The sequence below is a fragment of the Flavobacterium mesophilum genome (genome assembly GCF_039581405.1).
Lineage (GTDB): Bacteria > Bacteroidota > Bacteroidia > Flavobacteriales > Flavobacteriaceae > Flavobacterium.
The window spans coordinates 1,053,677-1,071,388 of the sequence record NZ_JBCPXZ010000001.1 but is presented as its reverse complement, the minus strand read 5'-3'; the positions used below and the strand labels follow the sequence as shown (position 1 = coordinate 1,071,388).

The window sequence follows — 17,712 nt, the reverse complement described above, 5'->3', positions numbered from 1 at the left end:
TGTCAAATAGTATGTGTTGTTGTTTTTATAGTTTTAATTTTTAGTTCTATAGATGCACTATATAAGAAAAACTTAGTCCCTTAGAATCTTAGCATCCTAGAACCTTAAAAATTACAAGCTAGGAAGATCTCCTTTTCCTTTAGTAGGCAAGTTTGTAGATCCCATAAGGAATAAATCTACTTCTCTTGCTGCTTCGCGACCTTCTGAAATAGCCCATACAATTAATGATTGTCCTCTTCTCATATCACCAGCAGTGAAAATGTGAGGAACGTTTGTCTGATAGTTGTGCGCTTTATAGTTGCTTCTCATATCAGTTTCGATGCCTAACTGCTCGCTTAATGTTTTCTCTGGACCTGTAAATCCAAGAGCTAATAACGCTAAGTCGCAAGGCCAGATTTTCTCAGAACCTTCTTTTTCGATTAGTTCTGGTCTTTGACCTGGAGTCATTTTCCATTGTACTTCAACCGTTTTCAATCCAGTTAATTCACCTTTTTCGTTAGAAATGAATTCTTTAGTATTGATTAACCAGTTTCTGTCACAACCTTCTTCGTGAGAAGAAGATGTTTTCAACTGTAACGGCCAGAAAGGCCAAGGAGTTGTTTCGCTTCTTCCAACTGGAGGTTTTGGTAAAATCTCAAAGTTAGTTACCGATTTAGCTCCGTGTCTGTTAGAAGTTCCAATACAGTCAGAACCTGTATCTCCACCACCAATAACGATTACATCTTTACCAGTAGCTTTAACTTGGTCTGGAATAGATTCTCCGTATAAAACTTTAGTTTGTTGAGTCAAGAAATCCATTGCTTGAACAACACCTTTGCTTTCGATTCCTTTAGTTGGCAAGCTTCTTCTTTCAGTTGCTCCTCCACATAAAACGATAGAATCGAATTGGTTTAATTCTTCAACGCTGAAGTTTACACCAACATTTACATTTGTTTTGAAAGTGATTCCTTCTGCTTCAAGAATAGCTACACGACGGTCGATAATTCCTTTTTCTAATTTGAAATTTGGAATTCCGTAACGTAATAAACCTCCAATTGCGTTGTCTCTTTCAAAAACAGTTACTGTGTGACCAGCTCTGTTCAATTGTTGAGCAGCCGCAAGACCAGCAGGACCTGAACCAATAACTGCAACGGTTTTTCCTGTTCTAGTTTTTGGCGCTTGTGGTTTAATCCATCCTTCAGCGAAACCTCTTTCTACGATGCTTTTCTCGATGTTTTCGATAGAAACCGGATCTTTGATGATTCCTAATACGCATGATTTCTCACATGGAGCAGGGCATAAACGACCTGTAAATTCTGGGAAGTTGTTTGTAGATTGCAAAATCTCTAATGCACTCTGCCATTCTTCCTGATGTACCATGTCGTTGAAGTCAGGAATTAAATTTCCTAACGGACATCCGCTGTGGCAAAAAGGAATACCACAGTCCATACATCTTGATCCTTGTTCTTTTAATTTATCTTTTGGTACCGGAATAGTAAATTCGTTGTAGTTTGAAACACGTTCTGCAACTGCTAAATTACTTTCGTCGGCTCTATTGTATTCTTTAAATCCGCCTATTTTACCCATGACATTTTTATTAAATGTAAATGATTAAATTCCAATTTTTAAATTCCAAATTCCAATTTTTTTAACCGCAAAGAACGCAATGTCTTTGTTTTGCTTTTTGGAACGTTTTTAAGTTCGCAAAGCTTTGAGGTTAGTATCAATCTAAAATCTAAAATCTGAATTCTACAATCATTTATCCCGCTATTAATTCTTCTATTTGTTTTTCTTCTGCAATTCGTTTTAATGCTTTTTTGTAATCCGTTGGCATTACTTTTACGAAGTGCTGTTGTTCATTTTCCCAGTCTGCTAAAATTCTCTTAGCTAATGGACTGCTTGTGTACAATGAATGGTTTTTGATCAGTTTTCTTAGTTTGGTAAGATCTTCTTCTTCCATTGGATCGAATGCAACCATTTCCATGTTACAAACTGTCGAATCGAATTTTTTGTTTGGATCGTAAATGTAAGCTACACCACCGCTCATACCAGCAGCGAAGTTTCTTCCAGTTTTTCCTAAAACTACAACTGTACCACCTGTCATGTACTCGCATCCGTGATCTCCAATTCCTTCTACAACCGCTGTTGCTCCAGAGTTTCTCACACAGAAACGCTCTCCTGCGATACCATTAATATAAGCCTCTCCGGTAATAGCTCCGTAAAGGGCAACGTTCCCGATAATGATGTTGTCTTCAGGTTTGAAAGTCGCAGTAGGAGGTACTTTTACAATTAGTTTTCCTCCAGAAAGACCTTTTCCTAAGTAATCATTACAGTTTCCGTGAATTTTAAATGACAATCCGTTTGTTGCAAATGCACCAAAACTTTGTCCGGCAGAACCTTCAAAATCAACTAAAATAGTGTCAGCAGGTAATCCTTGTGCGCCATAAATTTTTGAGATTTCGTTACTCAAAATCGCACCTACAGAACGGTCTGTATTTTTGATTTTGAAAGTAACTCTCGTTTTCTCTTTTCTATAAATAGATGGAATAGCTTCTTTGATGATGTCGAAATCCAATACATTTTCAAGAGCGTGGTCTTGAGTTGTTGTATTATGATTTGGAACTTCTTTCGCTTTTTCCGGTTTGTATAGAATAGTCGATAAGTCTAAACCATTAGCTTTATAATGTTTGATAGCTTTGTCTACGTTTAATTTTTGAGACTGGCCTACCATTTCTTTTAAAGTTCTGAAACCTAATTGAGCCATGATTTCTCTTAACTCTTCAGCAATAAAATACATGAAGTTGATTACGTGCTCTGGAGTTCCTTTGAAATTTTTTCTCAATTCAGGATCCTGAGTTGCAATACCAACTGGACAAGTATTTAAGTGACAAGCTCTCATCATGATACATCCAGAAGCTACAAGCGGAGCAGTAGCAAATCCGAATTCTTCAGCACCTAATAAAGCAGCGATAGCAACGTCACGTCCTGTTTTTAATTGTCCGTCACATTCAAGAACTACACGGCTTCTTAAGTCGTTCAAGATAAGTGTTTGTTGTGCTTCAGCTAAACCAAGTTCCCATGGAATACCTGTGTGTTGTAATGAAGTTAATGGTGCAGCACCTGTTCCTCCATCATAACCAGAGATTAAGATAACGTCAGCTTTTGCTTTTGCAACACCGGCAGCGATTGTTCCAACTCCAACTTCAGAAACAAGTTTTACGTTGATGCGAGCCTCGCGGTTTGCATTTTTCAAATCATAGATCAACTGAGATAAATCCTCAATAGAGTAGATATCGTGGTGAGGTGGAGGTGAAATCAAACCTACATAAGGAGTAGAGTTTCTAGTTTCAGCAATCCAAGGCACTACTTTTTCTCCAGGTAACTGTCCACCTTCTCCAGGTTTTGCTCCCTGAGCCATTTTGATTTGGATTTCTTTAGCGTTTGTCAAATAGTTGATCGAAACACCAAAACGCCCTGAAGCAACTTGTTTGATTGCAGAGTTTCTAGAATCTCCATTGATTTCTTTCTGGAAACGTTTTGGATCTTCTCCACCTTCTCCAGAGTTACTTTTTCCACCAATTCTGTTCATTGCAATAGCTAAGTTCTCATGTGCTTCTCTAGAGATAGACCCATAAGACATTGCTCCAGTTTTGAATTTCTTAACGATTTCTGTCCAAGGTTCCACTTCATCAATAGAAATTGGATCTAAATTATTGAATTCAAATAAACCTCTAATAGTCATTAAGTTTGAGCTTTGCTCGTTTACGGCATTAGAGTATTCTTTATAACTTTCAGGGCTGTTTAAACGAACTGCTTGCTGTAATTTAGAAATCGTAGTTGGGTTAAACATGTGTTTTTCACCACCACGTCTCCATCTGTAAATACCTCCAATTTCAAGAGAAAGCAAGTTTGCAATTTTTGAATTTGGGAAAGCTTTTTGGAAACGTTTCTTAACTTCTTTTTCAACTTCCATTAAACCGATTCCTTCGATTCTAGAAGGTGTGTAAGGGAAATATTTAGAAGTAAATGTTTTGTTTAATCCTAAAATCTCGAAAATTTGAGCAGCTCTGTATGAATGTAAAGTAGAGATACCAATTTTGTTCATGATTTTTACGATTCCTTTTGCGATTGCTTTGTTGTAGTTTACAACAGCGTAATCAGCTTTTACTTTTGTAATGAAACCTTTTTCAACTTGATCGTGAATGATTTCGTTTACCATGTAAGGGTTGATCGCACTTGCGCCATATCCGAACAATAAAGCAAAATGATGCGGTTCGCGTGGTTCAGCAGATTCGATGATGATTCCGAATTTAGAACGAACTTGTAAAATGTTTAATGAGTGGTGAATGTAAGAACATGCCAATAACATAGGAATTGGAGCCAATTCTTCGCTTACACCTCTATCAGATAAGATAATGATGTTGCATCCTTCATTAACTGCTTTAAAAGTTGCCTGAACACATTTTTCAAGAGCACGCTCTAAACCGTTAACTCCTTTTTCTATTTTATATAAAGTAGAAATAGTAGCCGATTTGAAATCTGCGTGATCGATATTTCTAATTTTATCCAAATCCTCATTAGAGATAACCGGATTTTGGATTTTTAATTTTTTACATTGTTTCGATTCGATTTCGAAAATATTGAAATCTCCTCCAATTGCTAAACTGATATCAGTAATGATCTCTTCACGAATACCATCCAAAGGTGGGTTAGTAACTTGAGCAAACAATTGCTTGAAGTAGTTGTACAACAATTGTGGCTGATCAGATAATACAGCTAACGGTGTATCGTTACCCATAGAACTGATTGCTTCAGCTCCGTCGCTACCCATTGGGTTGATGATCGTTTTTAAATCTTCAATTGTATAACCAAACAAACGTTGTCTTGTTAAGAAATCTAATTTTTCAACAGGAGTAGGGTTGTTTGTGTAAGGGATTTTAGCCAAAGGCAATAAGTTAGCGTCAACCCATTCTTTATAAGGACGTTTTGTAACTATCGCTTTTTTAACTTCATCATCTTCGATGATACGACCTTCGTTCATATCCACCAAGAACATTTTTCCTGGCTCTAAACGACCGTGTTGAATTACATCTTCTGGATCGATGTCTAATACACCAATTTCAGATGACATAATTACGAATCCACTATGTGTTAGAGTATAACGAGAAGGACGAAGACCATTTCTGTCCAATAAAGCACCAATTACGTTACCATCAGTAAACGGAATAGAAGCTGGACCATCCCAAGGTTCCATAATACAAGCGTTGAACTCATAGAATGCTCTTTTCTCTTCAGACATTGTTTGGTGTTTTTCCCAAGCTTCAGGAACCACCATCATCATTGCCTCAGGAAGAGAACGGCCAGTCATTAATAAAAGTTCAATCACCATATCCATAGAAGCAGAATCTGATTTTCCTTCTAAGATAATTGGGAATAATTTTTTGATATCATCGCCAAAAACTTTGCTCTGCATAAGCTCTTCACGAGCACGCATACGGCTTACGTTTCCACGAAGTGTGTTGATCTCACCATTATGACACATATATCTAAATGGTTGAGCTAAGTCCCAAGATGGGAATGTATTTGTAGAGAAACGTTGATGTACAAGCGCTAAACGAGTCACCAAGTCTGGATCTTTCAAATCTATATAATAACGGCTGATGTCTTCCGGCATCAATAGACCTTTATATATTATAGTAGTGGTCGATAAACTAGTAAAATAGAACATGTGGCTTTCAGAAGTTTTAGATCCTCTTACGGCATGTTCAGCAATTTTTCTAGCTGCAAAAAGTTTTGCATTAAATTCTTGTTCAGTTAAATCTTGTCCGTTTTTAGAAACGAAAACTTGTTTAATTGTTGGTTCTTTTTCTGCGGCGATTTCACCTAAATTTTCAACGTCAACTGGCACATCTCTCCAACCTAAAACTTTTAAGTTTTGGTCTTTAATAGTAGCCTCAAATGCATTAATACAAAAAGAAACCTGGTTTTTGCTTTTTGGTAAAAAAACCATTCCTACTGCATACTCACGCGCTTCAGGGATTTCAAAGTCACATACTTTCTTAAAGAATGCATGCGGGATATCAAATAAAATTCCAGCCCCGTCTCCAGTTCTTCCATCAGAACTAACGGCACCACGATGTTCCAATTTTATTAAGATGTCCAATGCTTTGTGAATAATATCATTTGACTTAATACCATTCAAATTACAAATAAATCCTGCACCACAATTGTCGTGTTCAAATTCAGGCAAATAGAGCCCTTGTTCTTTAACTTTCATTCTTGATATTTTTTCTACAAAAATAAAGATTTCGTTAAACATAATGTATTGAAATTGTGCTTTTGCTTTCATTTTTACCGTAATATTAGAAAAAGGGTTCTTAAATGATAATAATATTATTTAAAGCATTGCGAAATGATAAAATCATAATAACAATTAAATAATATTAGGAAAAATCGTCGTCAAGCCTAGAATTCAATAGGGTTTTTTGTTAAATCTCAAACGATATAGTGGTTTTGTGTTAACTTTTTCGATGCAATTCGTTAACGATAATTTTGCTTTCAAAAAGAATATCCAATTAATAACAAAATGACTCGTTTTTTAATTGGAAAAAGATTTTACTATTAAGTTGAATTTTGCTACTTTTGTCGCACTTTTATTCTGAAATAAATTCAGAACCAGACAAATTCTATATTATGAACATACACGAATATCAAGGAAAAGAAATTTTAGCAAGTTACGGAGTACGCGTGCAACGCGGAATTGTGGCTAATAACGCGGTTGAAGCTGTAGCTGCTGCAAAACAATTAACTGCCGAAACTGGTACAGGATGGCACGTAATAAAAGCACAAATTCACGCAGGTGGTCGTGGAAAAGGTGGTGGAGTTAAGCTGGCAAAAAACTTACAGCAAGTTGAAGAGTTAGCTGAACAAATCATCGGAATGCAATTGATCACGCCTCAGACACCGCCTGAAGGTAAAAAAGTAAACAAAGTATTAGTTGCTGAAGATGTTTACTATCCTGGAGAAAGCGAAACTTCTGAGTTTTATGTTTCTGTTTTATTGAATAGAGGTACAGGACGCAACATGATCATGTATTCTACTGAAGGTGGAATGGATATCGAAGAAGTTGCTGAGCACACTCCACACTTAATCTTTACTGAAGAAATTGATCCAACTGTTGGATTACAAGGTTTCCAAGCTAGAAGGATTGCTTTTAACTTAGGACTTTCTGGAAATGCTTTCAAAGAAATGGTGAAATTCATCGACGCACTTTACAATGCTTACATTGGTTCTGATGCTTCTATGTTTGAAATCAACCCTGTATTAAAAACTTCTGATAACAAAATCTTAGCTGTAGATGCTAAAGTAAATATCGACGATAACGCATTATACAGACAGCCTAAATATGCTGAAATGAGAGATATCCGTGAGGAGAATCCAATCGAAGTTGAAGCTAAAGAAGTTGGTCTTAACTATGTTGACCTTGATGGTACTGTAGGATGTATGGTAAACGGAGCTGGTCTTGCAATGGCAACTATGGACTTAATTAAATATGCTGGTTTTGAGCCTGCTAACTTCCTTGACGTAGGAGGAACTGCTGATGCTAAGCGTGTTGAAACAGCTTTCAGAATTATCTTGAAAGATCCAAACGTAAAAGCTATCTTGATTAACATCTTCGGAGGTATCGTTCGTTGTGACCGTGTTGCTCAAGGTGTTGTTGATGCTTACAAAAACATGGGTGACGCTATTAAAGTGCCAATTATCGTTCGTTTGCAAGGAACAAATGCTGAAATTGCAAAAGAATTAATTGACAACTCTGGTATGCCAATCTTATCTGCAGTTCAATTCCAAGAAGCTGCTGACCAAGTTAAAGCTGCTCTTTCTTAATTAAATAAGAAATCAAATTATATAGAAAATCCATTCCGTTTTGCGGAGTGGATTTTTTTTTAAACCGCAAAACACACAAAGATTTTTTACCTGCAAGACTTAATATAAACGCAAAGTTCGCAAAGCTATGCGCATAAAAAAATTAGCCACAGTTTATACAGTTTATGCAGATTTTTAAAATCCTTTTAATCCGTGTAATCTGTGGCTAAAATATCTTTGCGAACTTTGGCGTAACTCTTTGCGTGCTTTGCGGTTAAAACTTTAAGATTTTTTCTTATTACCGTTTTTGTAAACCACTTTCTCTACAACAACTGGTTTTCCATTTCCTTTTGGAAATGATTTCTTTTTAGGTTTTCCAGCTGATGAACCCGACTTTGATGGATTTTGATCGCCTCTGTATTTTTCAGAATCTTTTGGAGTTGGTTTGAATTCAGGTCTTTCTTTAGAAGATTCTTTTTTCGGAATTTCAGCTTTATGTTTTGCTAAAACCTCGTTTGGGTTTTTTGGATTTTCTTTCGTTCCTCTCAAATGAATTACCAATCCGTTTAGGAAGTTTCTCAAAACTTGATCGCCACATTCCATATAATTTGGATGATCCTCAGCTCTGAAAAAAGCCCCCAATTCTGATTTTGAAATTCTAAAATCAACTAATTCTAAAATTTCAACTATTTGGTCGTCACGGAGCATCAAAGCCACGCGAAGTTTTTTAAGTATATCGTTATTTGTCATATTTTTTTGTTTCAGGTTTAAGGTTTCAAGTTTTCCAATTTTGGCTTGAAGCTAGAACTCATTATTTATTTTTGCAAAGGTAGTTTTTAAAATGATTAAAATCGAGAATTAAATTTATTTAAAACGCCAATCAATTTATCTAGATCTTCTTTGAGATGATTTGCTGTAATTACAATTCGATTCAAAGGTTCGGTTTCTTTGGTGTATTTAAAACTGGCGATAACTATATTTTCATTTTTTAATGCGTCAACCAACTCTTTTGATAATAAATAAATTAAAGGATAGTTTTTGTCAAATTTGATATTGCTATGTTGAATTAGAATCGAATCGATATAACTTAAATTATCAAGTAATTTTTGATGTTGTGTTTTATAGATTTCTGAAGCATCTGAAAGCGTTTGCACAAAAGCAGGATTCATGCCCGCAGCGCTCGTGAAAGTTTCCAGTTCTTTTATTTCTTTAATGAAATCAGAATCTGAAGCAATGATACCGCCGGTTACGCCAAATGCTTTTCCTAAAGACGAAACCATGATTTTTCTTTTAACTGGAAAATTTATTGAAGCATAAATTCCTGAACCATTTTTGCCTAAAATTCCAAGCGAATGCGATTCATCAATTAGTAACGTAATTTCTTTAGATTTTGAAATTTGGTTTAAAAAAGATAAGTCGACTGGTTTCGTTTGAAATGAAGGCACTCCATCAGTTAAAATCGTTATTCGTTCTTTTTCAGCATTTAATAAACGATCATTTAATTTATCATTTTCAAAAACAGGAAGACTGTTTTCAATTTTAATAGCCGAATGCGTTTCATTTAAATGAAAAAAGCAATCGGTTTGGTTTTTCATTTTTTCCAAAACCAATTTACCGGCCAGCATTCCAGATGACACCGTAACTGTAGCTTCTGTTCCAATATGAGAGGACATAAAGTTTTCTCCAGCACTGTAAGCATCTAATTGAATATTTGCTGTTCTCGAGCTTCCGTACGTTGTTCCCCATTTCAAAATGTTCTGAATTACCAAATCCTGAAAAGCCGCATTGGTTGGAAGTCCGAGATAGGCAGTGCCACCAAAATACAAATAGTGCTTTTGGTCCACTTCAATTATGCGGTCTGGAAATTTTTCGACTATCATTTTATAGCAATGTAACTCCTGTTCCGTTAAGACTTGAATAATTCACGATGCCGTTTTTGATTGTAACACCGGTTGCGATATCTTCGGCCAAAAGCAATGCGCCATCCATATCAACATAATCCAATTGTGGAAGCAAATGCGCAATAGCAGAAATTCCAACAGTAGATTCGGTCATACAGCCCACCATTGTTCTCAAACCTAATTTTTTAGCTTCTTCAATCATGCGTTTTCCAGGAGTCAATCCGCCACATTTTACTAATTTCACATTTACGCCATGAAAATGATTGAAACATTTTGCGACATCTTCTTCAATAATACAGCTTTCATCAGCAATAACGGGCAAAACAGAATGTTTGAAAACTTCTTTATGCGCTTCCCAATTATTCGCTTTCATTGGCTGTTCTAGAAATTCTACACCAAGTTTTTTCAATTCGATAGCATTGTTGATCGTTTCTTCAACGCCCCAGCCGCAATTGGCATCAATTCTAAAAACAGCATTGGTATGTTTTCGAAGTTCTTTTACAATAGCAATATCTTCTTTGGTTCCTAATTTGATTTTATAAATAGGCCAAGGAAGTTCCTGCATTTTAGAAACCATTTTTTCAATAGAAGCAATTCCGATCGTATAATCCGTCATCGGATTTTTTTCTGTGGTATAATTCCACAATTCGTAGAGTTTTTTACCTTTTATTCGAGCATACAAATCATTGTAAGCCAAATCTAAGGCGCACAAAGCAAACATGTCATCTTTTAAATACGGATGAATTTTTGCCCAAAAAACATCAGGAGTTTCAAGTTCTGAAGTCTCGATAATGTTTCTGATTTCTTCCAAATCTTGGATCATCATTGGAACCGTAGTTTTGTAATACGGATTTGAAGTCGCTTCGCCAAAACCAGAAAAACCATTGCTTTGTAATTCCACAATTAACGAAGGTTGAAAATCAATCGACTCACGTGAAATCGTGAAAGTATGTTTGAGTTTTAAATTATATTCTCTTAAAATTAATTTCATTAGTATGCTATTTTTCTTTGTTTTTTAGTCTCAATAACCAAGCCATAAAACAGCCTTTACAAAACCGTCTCGCCACAATTTTTCATTATGTTCACCGCCTTTTACAATTTTTGTTTTGCTTAAATGAAGGCAATAACAGCGATTTTTATCTAACAGGCGCTCCATTTTTTCTAAATCTTTGACCATATCATCACTTTCTTTATCGCCACATAAAAAATAAAATCTAGTTTTGATTTTAGGTGATTGTTCAGTAAACGTATAGATCTCATTTGAGAACCAAAATGAAGGCGAAAAGACTCCGGCATTTCCAAAAACCTGAGGATATTTTACTGCTCCGTAATACGAAACGAGTCCGCCAAGGGAACTTCCCATGATTGTCGTGTTTTTGGCTTTTGTTTTTGTTCTGTAATTTTTGTCGATATAAGGTTTTAAAGTGTTAACGATAAAGTCAAGATAATTATCGGCATTTCCGCCACCGTATTTCTCATTTTTGAAGGGTGTTAATTCATCAATTCGCTTATCATTTCCATGTTCAATTCCTACAACAATTACGGGAGCTTTTAAGCTGTCGAGTTTTTCATCAACATTCCATTCGCCCACAAAAGAAGTTTTGGCATCAAATAAATTTTGTGCATCGTGCATATAAATCACGCTGTATCTTTTTTTGGGCGAAGCCGAATAACCTTCAGGCAGATAAAGCCATATTTTTTTTGTGGTCTTAAGCTGAGGCGCTTCAATTGTAAAAGTCGAAACATTCTTTGAAGCCGTGCTTTCCTGTGCATTTCCAAAAGTAAATGTCAACAGAAATATAAAAAAGAAAAATCCTCGAACCATTCCTTATTGTGTTTTAGATTTAATGTAATAATTTAGCTAAAAATAATAATTTGATGAACACCGAAGAAGAAAAAAGAAGTTTACTTTTAGAAATGATCGCTTTTGCTACTATTGATGGACATTTGCACAAACGCGAGGTTGATTTTCTTTGGATTGTTGCCGAAGAATTGAATATCAGCAAAGAAGAATTTAGAGATTTATTTCATCAAGAACATGCTGTAAAAGTAAACAGATCCGAGTTTCAACGCATACAGCAATTCTACAGATTGGCTTTGATTATGCACTGCGATGGTGTTTTACACGAAAAAGAATCGCATGCCATTCATCAAATTGCACTTGAAATGGGACTAAATCCTGGTGCGGTAAAACGAGTTTTGGAATTGATGAAAAAGGCACCAAATGCAATAATTGACCCTAAAAAATTATTGAAAGTTTTTCAGGAACAGCACAATTAAGGCAATTGTTCCTGAAGTTTTTTGATATCGTCACGAAGTTTAGCTGCTTGTAAAAAGTCTAATTCTTTAGCTGCTTTTTCCATTGATTTTCGTTTTTCACGAATCAATTTTTCCAAATCAGTTTTTGACATATATGCTGTTTCTGGCTCAGCAGCGACAGGCAATGTATGTCCTAATTCGTATTCAACTAAAGGATTTTTAGTAAACGCACTTTCAATTTTCTTGTTTAGAGCTTGCGGAACGATATTATTTTCGACGTTGAAATTAATTTGTTTGGTTCTTCTATAATTCGTTTCGTCGATTGTGCGTTGCATGCTTGCTGTAATTTTATCGGCATACATAATCGCTTTTCCGTTTAAGTTTCGTGCGGCACGCCCAATAGTTTGCGTCAGCGATCTGTGGTTTCTTAAAAAACCTTCTTTATCAGCATCTAAAATCGCAACCAATGAAACTTCGGGTAAATCTAAACCTTCACGAAGTAAGTTTACCCCAATTAAAACATCAAAAATACCTTTTCGTAAATCTTGCATGATTTCGATTCGCTCTAATGTATCCACTTCAGAATGGATGTAACGACAACGAATATTCACTTTTGTCAAATATTTGGCTAATTCTTCAGCCATTCTTTTAGTTAAAGTGGTGACCAAAACTCTTTCATCCAATTCGCATCGAACCTGAATTTCTTCAATCAAATCATCAATCTGATTCAAACTCGGACGTACTTCGATTGTTGGGTCTAATAATCCCGTTGGACGAATAATTTGCTCTACATAAATACCATCCGATTTTTGTAATTCATAATCGGCTGGAGTTGCCGAAACATAAATCACTTGATTTTGCAAAGCTTCAAATTCTTCAAATTTCAAAGGTCGGTTATCCATTGCGGCAGGCAAACGGAAACCATATTCCACCAAATTTTCTTTACGACTGCGGTCGCCTCCGTACATTGCATGAACTTGGGAAACCGTTACGTGGCTTTCGTCTACAACCATCAAGTAATCGCTCGGAAAATAATCTAACAAACAGAAAGGTCTTGTTCCGGCTTCACGTCCGTCGAGATAACGAGAATAATTCTCAATTCCGGAGCAATAACCCAATTCGCGAATCATTTCTAAATCGAAATTCGTTCGCTCTTCAAGGCGTTTTGCTTCCAGATGTTTCCCTATTTCTTTAAAATAATCCACTTGTTTCACTAAATCCTGTTGGATTTGCCAAATCGCACCTTGTAAAACTTCCGGTGAAGTCACAAACATATTGGCAGGATAAATGGTCAATCTTTTGAACTTTTCAATTACTTTGGAAGTCTGAGCATCAAATGATTCAATTTCTTCAATTTCATCTCCAAAGAAGTGAATTCGATACGCATCATCGGCATAACTTGGATACACTTCAACCGTATCGCCTTTGATTCTGAAAGTTCCCGGATTAAAATCGGCTTCCGTTCTGGCATATAAACTTTGAACCAAACTATGTAATAATTTAGTTCTCGAAATCACTTGATCTCTTGTGATTTCAATAACGTTTTTCTGAAATTCGACAGGATTTCCAATACCATACAAACATGAAACTGAAGCAACAACCAAAACATCACGACGCCCAGAAAGTAGGGAAGAAGTCGTGCTCAAACGCATTTTTTCTAATTCTTCATTGATAGATAAATCTTTCTCAATAAAAACACCTGTAACAGGCATAAAAGCTTCCGGCTGATAATAGTCGTAATAAGAAACGAAATATTCAACCGCATTATTTGGGAAAAATTGCTTGAATTCTGAATACAATTGCGCAGCCAAAGTTTTGTTATGTGCCAAAACTAAAGTCGGACGTTGTACTTCCTGAATAACATTTGCAACCGTAAATGTTTTTCCGGATCCTGTAACTCCTAATAAAGTTTGATATTTTTCGCCATCTTCAACACCTTGTGCAAGTTTTTGTATGGCTTGCGGTTGATCTCCTTTTGGACTATATTCTGAAGCTACTTGAAAATTCATTTCTTATGGATGAAAAATTAGTTTTGTAAAGATACGAAGTTTGAAGGCTTTTCGAGAAAATTAATCATAGCATCATTTGTAAATTTTGACTGATCAATACTTAAAAAATGTCCAGCATCATTAACCATTATTGTCTTGGTTTGTGGAAGATATTTTTTGGCGCGTTCTAAACTTTCCTCCGAATTTATAACATCTTTATCGCCAATTAAAACTAAAACCGGATTCTGAATCGACTTTAATTCGTCATCTGAAAAAGGCGTCATTTTAAGCATGCTAGAGTTTGATTTTGCATATTTATTAGCCAAATAAAATTGTCGTTTATAAACAGGACTGATTTTTTCCGGATGCGTAGAAAAGGTTTCTAATGTTTTTCCAAATTTCTTTTCGCTCGGAAAAAGTTTAAGCATTAAAGCTGTTGTCGTTTTTCCCATTTTGTCAATAAACTTAAAAGTTTGCGCTGGACTTAGCAAAACGATTTTATCAATAGAATTGTCTTTTTGTGTAGCCAATAAAGTTGCGATCCAGCCTCCCCGTGAAGCTCCGATAATATCGAATTTCTTCAATTTATAATGATCGAATATTTCATTGTACCAAATGACCATTTCTTCTTTTGAAAGCGGTTTTGCCGTCAAAGTAGATTTATTGGGTTCCATTAAAAAATCTATGGCATAAATGCGATGATTTTTAGCCAATACTTTAATGTTTGGATACCACATAGTAGAACTGGCATCCATTCCATGAAGTAAAACTAAATCTTTTCCGTTTTTTGGTCCTGCCATAATAACGTGTGCTGTTCCAAAACTGGTTTTCACATTTTCTTCGGTGTACGGAATGTCCCAAAGTTTTAGTGCTTTGTCGTAAGCGGTGGTATAATTTTGTTTGTCGCTTCTGGTTTTGAAAACATAATCTTCAAATTTTGCTTTTTTTGAAGCGCAAGCGGTGAGTAAAAGAATAATGAATATCCGAATAAGTATTTTTGAAGTACGCATAAAATTCAATTTACTTTTAAAAGTACAACAATTTAATTCTGAGCAAGTTTCAGAATTTTAACAGAAAATATCAAAATTTTAATCTTTAGGCCTTTTTTGCTGTTAAATGATAAATTTGAACAAAAGCTAAAATCAAGTTTGGAATAATAACTGGCAAAAGCCATTGATTAAAATCGCGATAATCTTTCAAGAAGATGCCATAAATGACAAAACAAATACAGCCAAACATATTAATAAACCGAATTGTTCTGAGATCTTTCAGCAAAAAGCCTCCAACAATAAAAACGGATGCGAGATAACCAATATATTCTGCCATGTTACTGTTATTTAATAGTTTATATTAAATGTAGCAAAAGGAAATTAGATAATCAAGATTTGAGATTGAAAATCAATGATTTAAAATTTCCATGATTTCTGTTCCGCTTCACTCAAAAAACTCCAAGCCACAATACGACTGCTTTTTTGGCCTTGAGCCATATCAATTGTTTTGATAGAAACGGCATTTACTTTTTTCAGGATTTTGTAAATCGAAGCAAGATTTTCCTTTTTTGAAACTAAGGTGGTGAACCATAAACATTGCAATGGATATTTGACACTTTCGTAAATCATTTGAGTGATAAACGCGAGTTCGCCTCCTTTGCACCACAATTCAGCATTTTGGCCTCCAAAATTTAAAACAGGATTTGTGTTTCTTTTTTCTTTCGGATTTAGATTCGAAACTTTCCTCGAGGCGCTTTTGTTTGCTTCTTCTGCCGATGCATGAAAAGGCGGATTACATATCGTGAAAGCAAATTTGTCTTCGGGAATGATTATGTTTTTGAAAATAAATCTTGGTTCAGTTTGTTGTTGTAAACTTATGTCGTCGACTAATTTTGGATTTGCCTCAATAATTTTGCTGCAATTTTCAATTGCTTTTTCGTCAATATCGGTTCCAACGAAAACCCAGCCGTAAATACTATTTCCTAATATCGGATAAATTAAATTAGCGCCTGTTCCGATATCTAAGCCTAAAACCGAATTTCCTGTTGGGATAATTCCGTTGTTGGTTTCGGCCAATAAATCGGCGATATAATGAATGTAGTCGGCACGTCCAGGAATTGGCGGGCAAAGGTAATTTTTAGGAATATCCCAGTTTTGAATGTCGTAATAGGTTTGTAATAAAGCTTTATTAAGCGTTTTTACAGCAAGCGGATTGCTGAAATCTATGGTTTCAATTCCGTGTTTGTTTATTGAAACAAAAGCTTTTAAATCTGGACAATTTGAAATCAGTTTTTCAAAATCATAGCGATTGCGATGAAGATTTCTTGGGTGTAAAATGCTTTTTTCAGAATTGTCGTTTGCTTTCATTTTGTTTGATTTCGAATGCAAAGATATGGATTCCTTATAATTGATTTATGATCGATCCAATATTCCGTAGAGGCGCACTGCAGTGCGTCTCTACAAAATACTTTGTATTTTAAAATTGGTAATAATTTGAAGGTTATTTCGTCCCGCTGAGACTTTCTTAATCAAAACATTCCATCATCAAAAGATCGCCTTCCTGATGCGTGATTGTTACAAGTCCGTCTTTTTCAACTGAATTACTACTTCCGGTTCTGTAGCCCATTGTGAGCGTGTCGTTGTTCAGTTCGTATTTTAAATTAGTAGAAGAAATGCCGTTTACAACACCAATTGGAATTAGAGAAATTGGAGTTTGTGCTGTATACCATTTTTCAAATTTTCTTGGCAAAAGAAATATTTTTGAATGATCATCTAGAATCACAATTTTAAGCGAATCGCGATGACGAACAATATTCGTAAGATTAGTAATGGTATGATCGGCACGTTTTCCTGTTGCCCAAACAACGTTTACAGCCGGAATTTTTCGTTCAACAAGATAATCACAAGCTTTTTCGAGATCGGTTTTGTCTTGATCTTCGGTATGAACAATTTCAATAGGATATTGCGATGTTCTGTAAATTTCTGGATCAAAACCACGGTCAAAATCGCCAAGAAGCACATCGACTTTTATTCCTAATTCAAGAACTCTTTCAATAGCCGAATCTAAAACTACAACCAATGGCGACCATTCCAGCAATTGTCCTAATAGTTCGGGACTGCAGGCGGCTCCATTAGCAATAATTAAAGCAGGTTCCTGATCGTCGCGGACTATATGATGTGATGACATATGCGTTTTTTTGAATGTGCTGCAAAGGTAGATAATAGTTAATTAGAAAATTAGATAATTAGAAAATGTATTTATGCAATTTTTAATCTAAATCAGAAATCTAAGAGTCTTCTATGGTAGTTTATTTGCCCTAAATGATACGCTAAATGTGTTGAAAGATGAACCAAGAAAAATCCCGTTGTCATTTCTTTTTCGAAAACGATTTGAGGATAAATTTTTTCTAAATCGGTTTCAGATAGTGAATCGAGAGCATTATTTACTACGGTAATGGTTTCTTCTATTTTGTGAATCAATGCTGCTTTCGGAATATTTTTTAAAGAAAATTCCAAAGGACGATTTCGAACATAACCGGTTTTCCCAATTTCTGCGCCAATGAATGTATTGATATTTCCCATAAGATGCAGACAAAGATTTCCAGCTGAATTGGAAATGTTTAGGTCAATTTTCCACAGATTGCTTTCGTTTTGATACGATTCGATCTCAATTTTTAATTTGTTGAGATCGCGTTCAAATAATGATTTTAGAGTTTCGATCAACATGAT

14 protein-coding genes are annotated in these 17,712 nt (G+C 35.4%); 2 read left to right on the top strand and 12 right to left on the bottom strand.

Features of this window, described 5'->3' with window-relative positions; all coding sequences use genetic code 11:
- Positions 1-111: 111 nt before the first annotated feature.
- On the bottom strand, positions 112-1,566 hold the full coding sequence (locus AAYQ19_RS04560; protein ID WP_281234744.1) for a glutamate synthase subunit beta: 1,455 nt from the start codon (positions 1,564-1,566) through the stop codon (positions 112-114).
- A 172-nt stretch (positions 1,567-1,738) separates the two neighbouring features.
- Positions 1,739-6,256, bottom strand: coding sequence for a glutamate synthase large subunit (gene gltB, locus AAYQ19_RS04555; RefSeq protein WP_343534402.1), 4,518 nt, complete (start codon positions 6,254-6,256; stop codon positions 1,739-1,741).
- Between the two features lie 416 nt (positions 6,257-6,672).
- Here gltB and sucC point away from each other — a divergent pair, with 416 nt between their 5' ends.
- Positions 6,673-7,866 (top strand): ADP-forming succinate--CoA ligase subunit beta, encoded by a 1,194-nt coding sequence (gene sucC / locus AAYQ19_RS04550; RefSeq protein ID WP_012024229.1) that lies wholly within the window; start codon positions 6,673-6,675, stop codon positions 7,864-7,866.
- A 261-nt stretch (positions 7,867-8,127) separates the two neighbouring features.
- Here the strand turns inward: sucC and AAYQ19_RS04545 are convergent, their stop codons facing one another.
- From AAYQ19_RS04545 to AAYQ19_RS04530, 4 genes are all read right to left on the bottom strand, one after another.
- Positions 8,128-8,595: a DUF1456 family protein gene (locus tag AAYQ19_RS04545; RefSeq protein WP_343534307.1), complete on the bottom strand. Its 468-nt coding sequence runs from the start codon at positions 8,593-8,595 to the stop codon at positions 8,128-8,130.
- A gap of 95 nt (positions 8,596-8,690) precedes the next feature.
- Positions 8,691-9,725, bottom strand: coding sequence for an aminotransferase class I/II-fold pyridoxal phosphate-dependent enzyme (locus AAYQ19_RS04540; protein WP_343534305.1), 1,035 nt, complete (start codon positions 9,723-9,725; stop codon positions 8,691-8,693).
- A 1-nt stretch (position 9,726) separates the two neighbouring features.
- Positions 9,727-10,737 carry a dipeptide epimerase gene (locus AAYQ19_RS04535; RefSeq protein WP_343534303.1) on the bottom strand — a complete coding sequence of 337 codons (1,011 nt, stop codon included), beginning with the start codon at positions 10,735-10,737 and terminating at the stop codon, positions 9,727-9,729.
- A gap of 30 nt (positions 10,738-10,767) precedes the next feature.
- The gene (locus AAYQ19_RS04530; protein ID WP_343534301.1) at positions 10,768-11,571 is read right to left on the bottom strand and encodes an alpha/beta hydrolase; all 804 of its coding nucleotides are present in this window, start codon (positions 11,569-11,571) and stop codon (positions 10,768-10,770) included.
- Positions 11,572-11,624: 53 nt separating this feature from the next.
- Here AAYQ19_RS04530 and AAYQ19_RS04525 point away from each other — a divergent pair, with 53 nt between their 5' ends.
- The gene (locus AAYQ19_RS04525; RefSeq protein ID WP_343534299.1) at positions 11,625-12,026 is read left to right on the top strand and encodes a TerB family tellurite resistance protein; all 402 of its coding nucleotides are present in this window, start codon (positions 11,625-11,627) and stop codon (positions 12,024-12,026) included.
- On the opposite strand, the gene uvrB is transcribed toward AAYQ19_RS04525, so the two are convergent.
- The 6 genes from uvrB to AAYQ19_RS04495 all read right to left on the bottom strand — a co-directional run bounded on the left by uvrB (position 12,023) and on the right by AAYQ19_RS04495 (position 17,709).
- The gene (uvrB, locus tag AAYQ19_RS04520; RefSeq protein ID WP_343534293.1) at positions 12,023-14,014 is read right to left on the bottom strand and encodes an excinuclease ABC subunit UvrB; all 1,992 of its coding nucleotides are present in this window, start codon (positions 14,012-14,014) and stop codon (positions 12,023-12,025) included. The genes AAYQ19_RS04525 and uvrB overlap by 4 nt on opposite strands.
- A gap of 17 nt (positions 14,015-14,031) precedes the next feature.
- Entirely contained in the window at positions 14,032-15,003 is a 972-nt protein-coding gene (locus AAYQ19_RS04515) for an alpha/beta fold hydrolase (protein WP_343534292.1), read from the bottom strand.
- Between the two features lie 85 nt (positions 15,004-15,088).
- Entirely contained in the window at positions 15,089-15,319 is a 231-nt protein-coding gene (locus tag AAYQ19_RS04510; RefSeq protein ID WP_343534291.1) for a uroporphyrinogen decarboxylase, read from the bottom strand.
- A gap of 80 nt (positions 15,320-15,399) precedes the next feature.
- A complete protein-coding gene (gene rlmF / locus AAYQ19_RS04505; RefSeq protein ID WP_343534290.1) occupies positions 15,400-16,350 on the bottom strand; it encodes a 23S rRNA (adenine(1618)-N(6))-methyltransferase RlmF in 951 nt (316 codons plus the stop codon).
- Between the two features lie 157 nt (positions 16,351-16,507).
- Positions 16,508-17,170: a thiamine diphosphokinase gene (locus tag AAYQ19_RS04500; RefSeq protein WP_343534289.1), complete on the bottom strand. Its 663-nt coding sequence runs from the start codon at positions 17,168-17,170 to the stop codon at positions 16,508-16,510.
- A 92-nt stretch (positions 17,171-17,262) separates the two neighbouring features.
- Entirely contained in the window at positions 17,263-17,709 is a 447-nt protein-coding gene (locus tag AAYQ19_RS04495) for a DinB family protein (RefSeq protein ID WP_343534287.1), read from the bottom strand.
- Between the last annotated feature and the right edge of the window lie 3 nt (positions 17,710-17,712).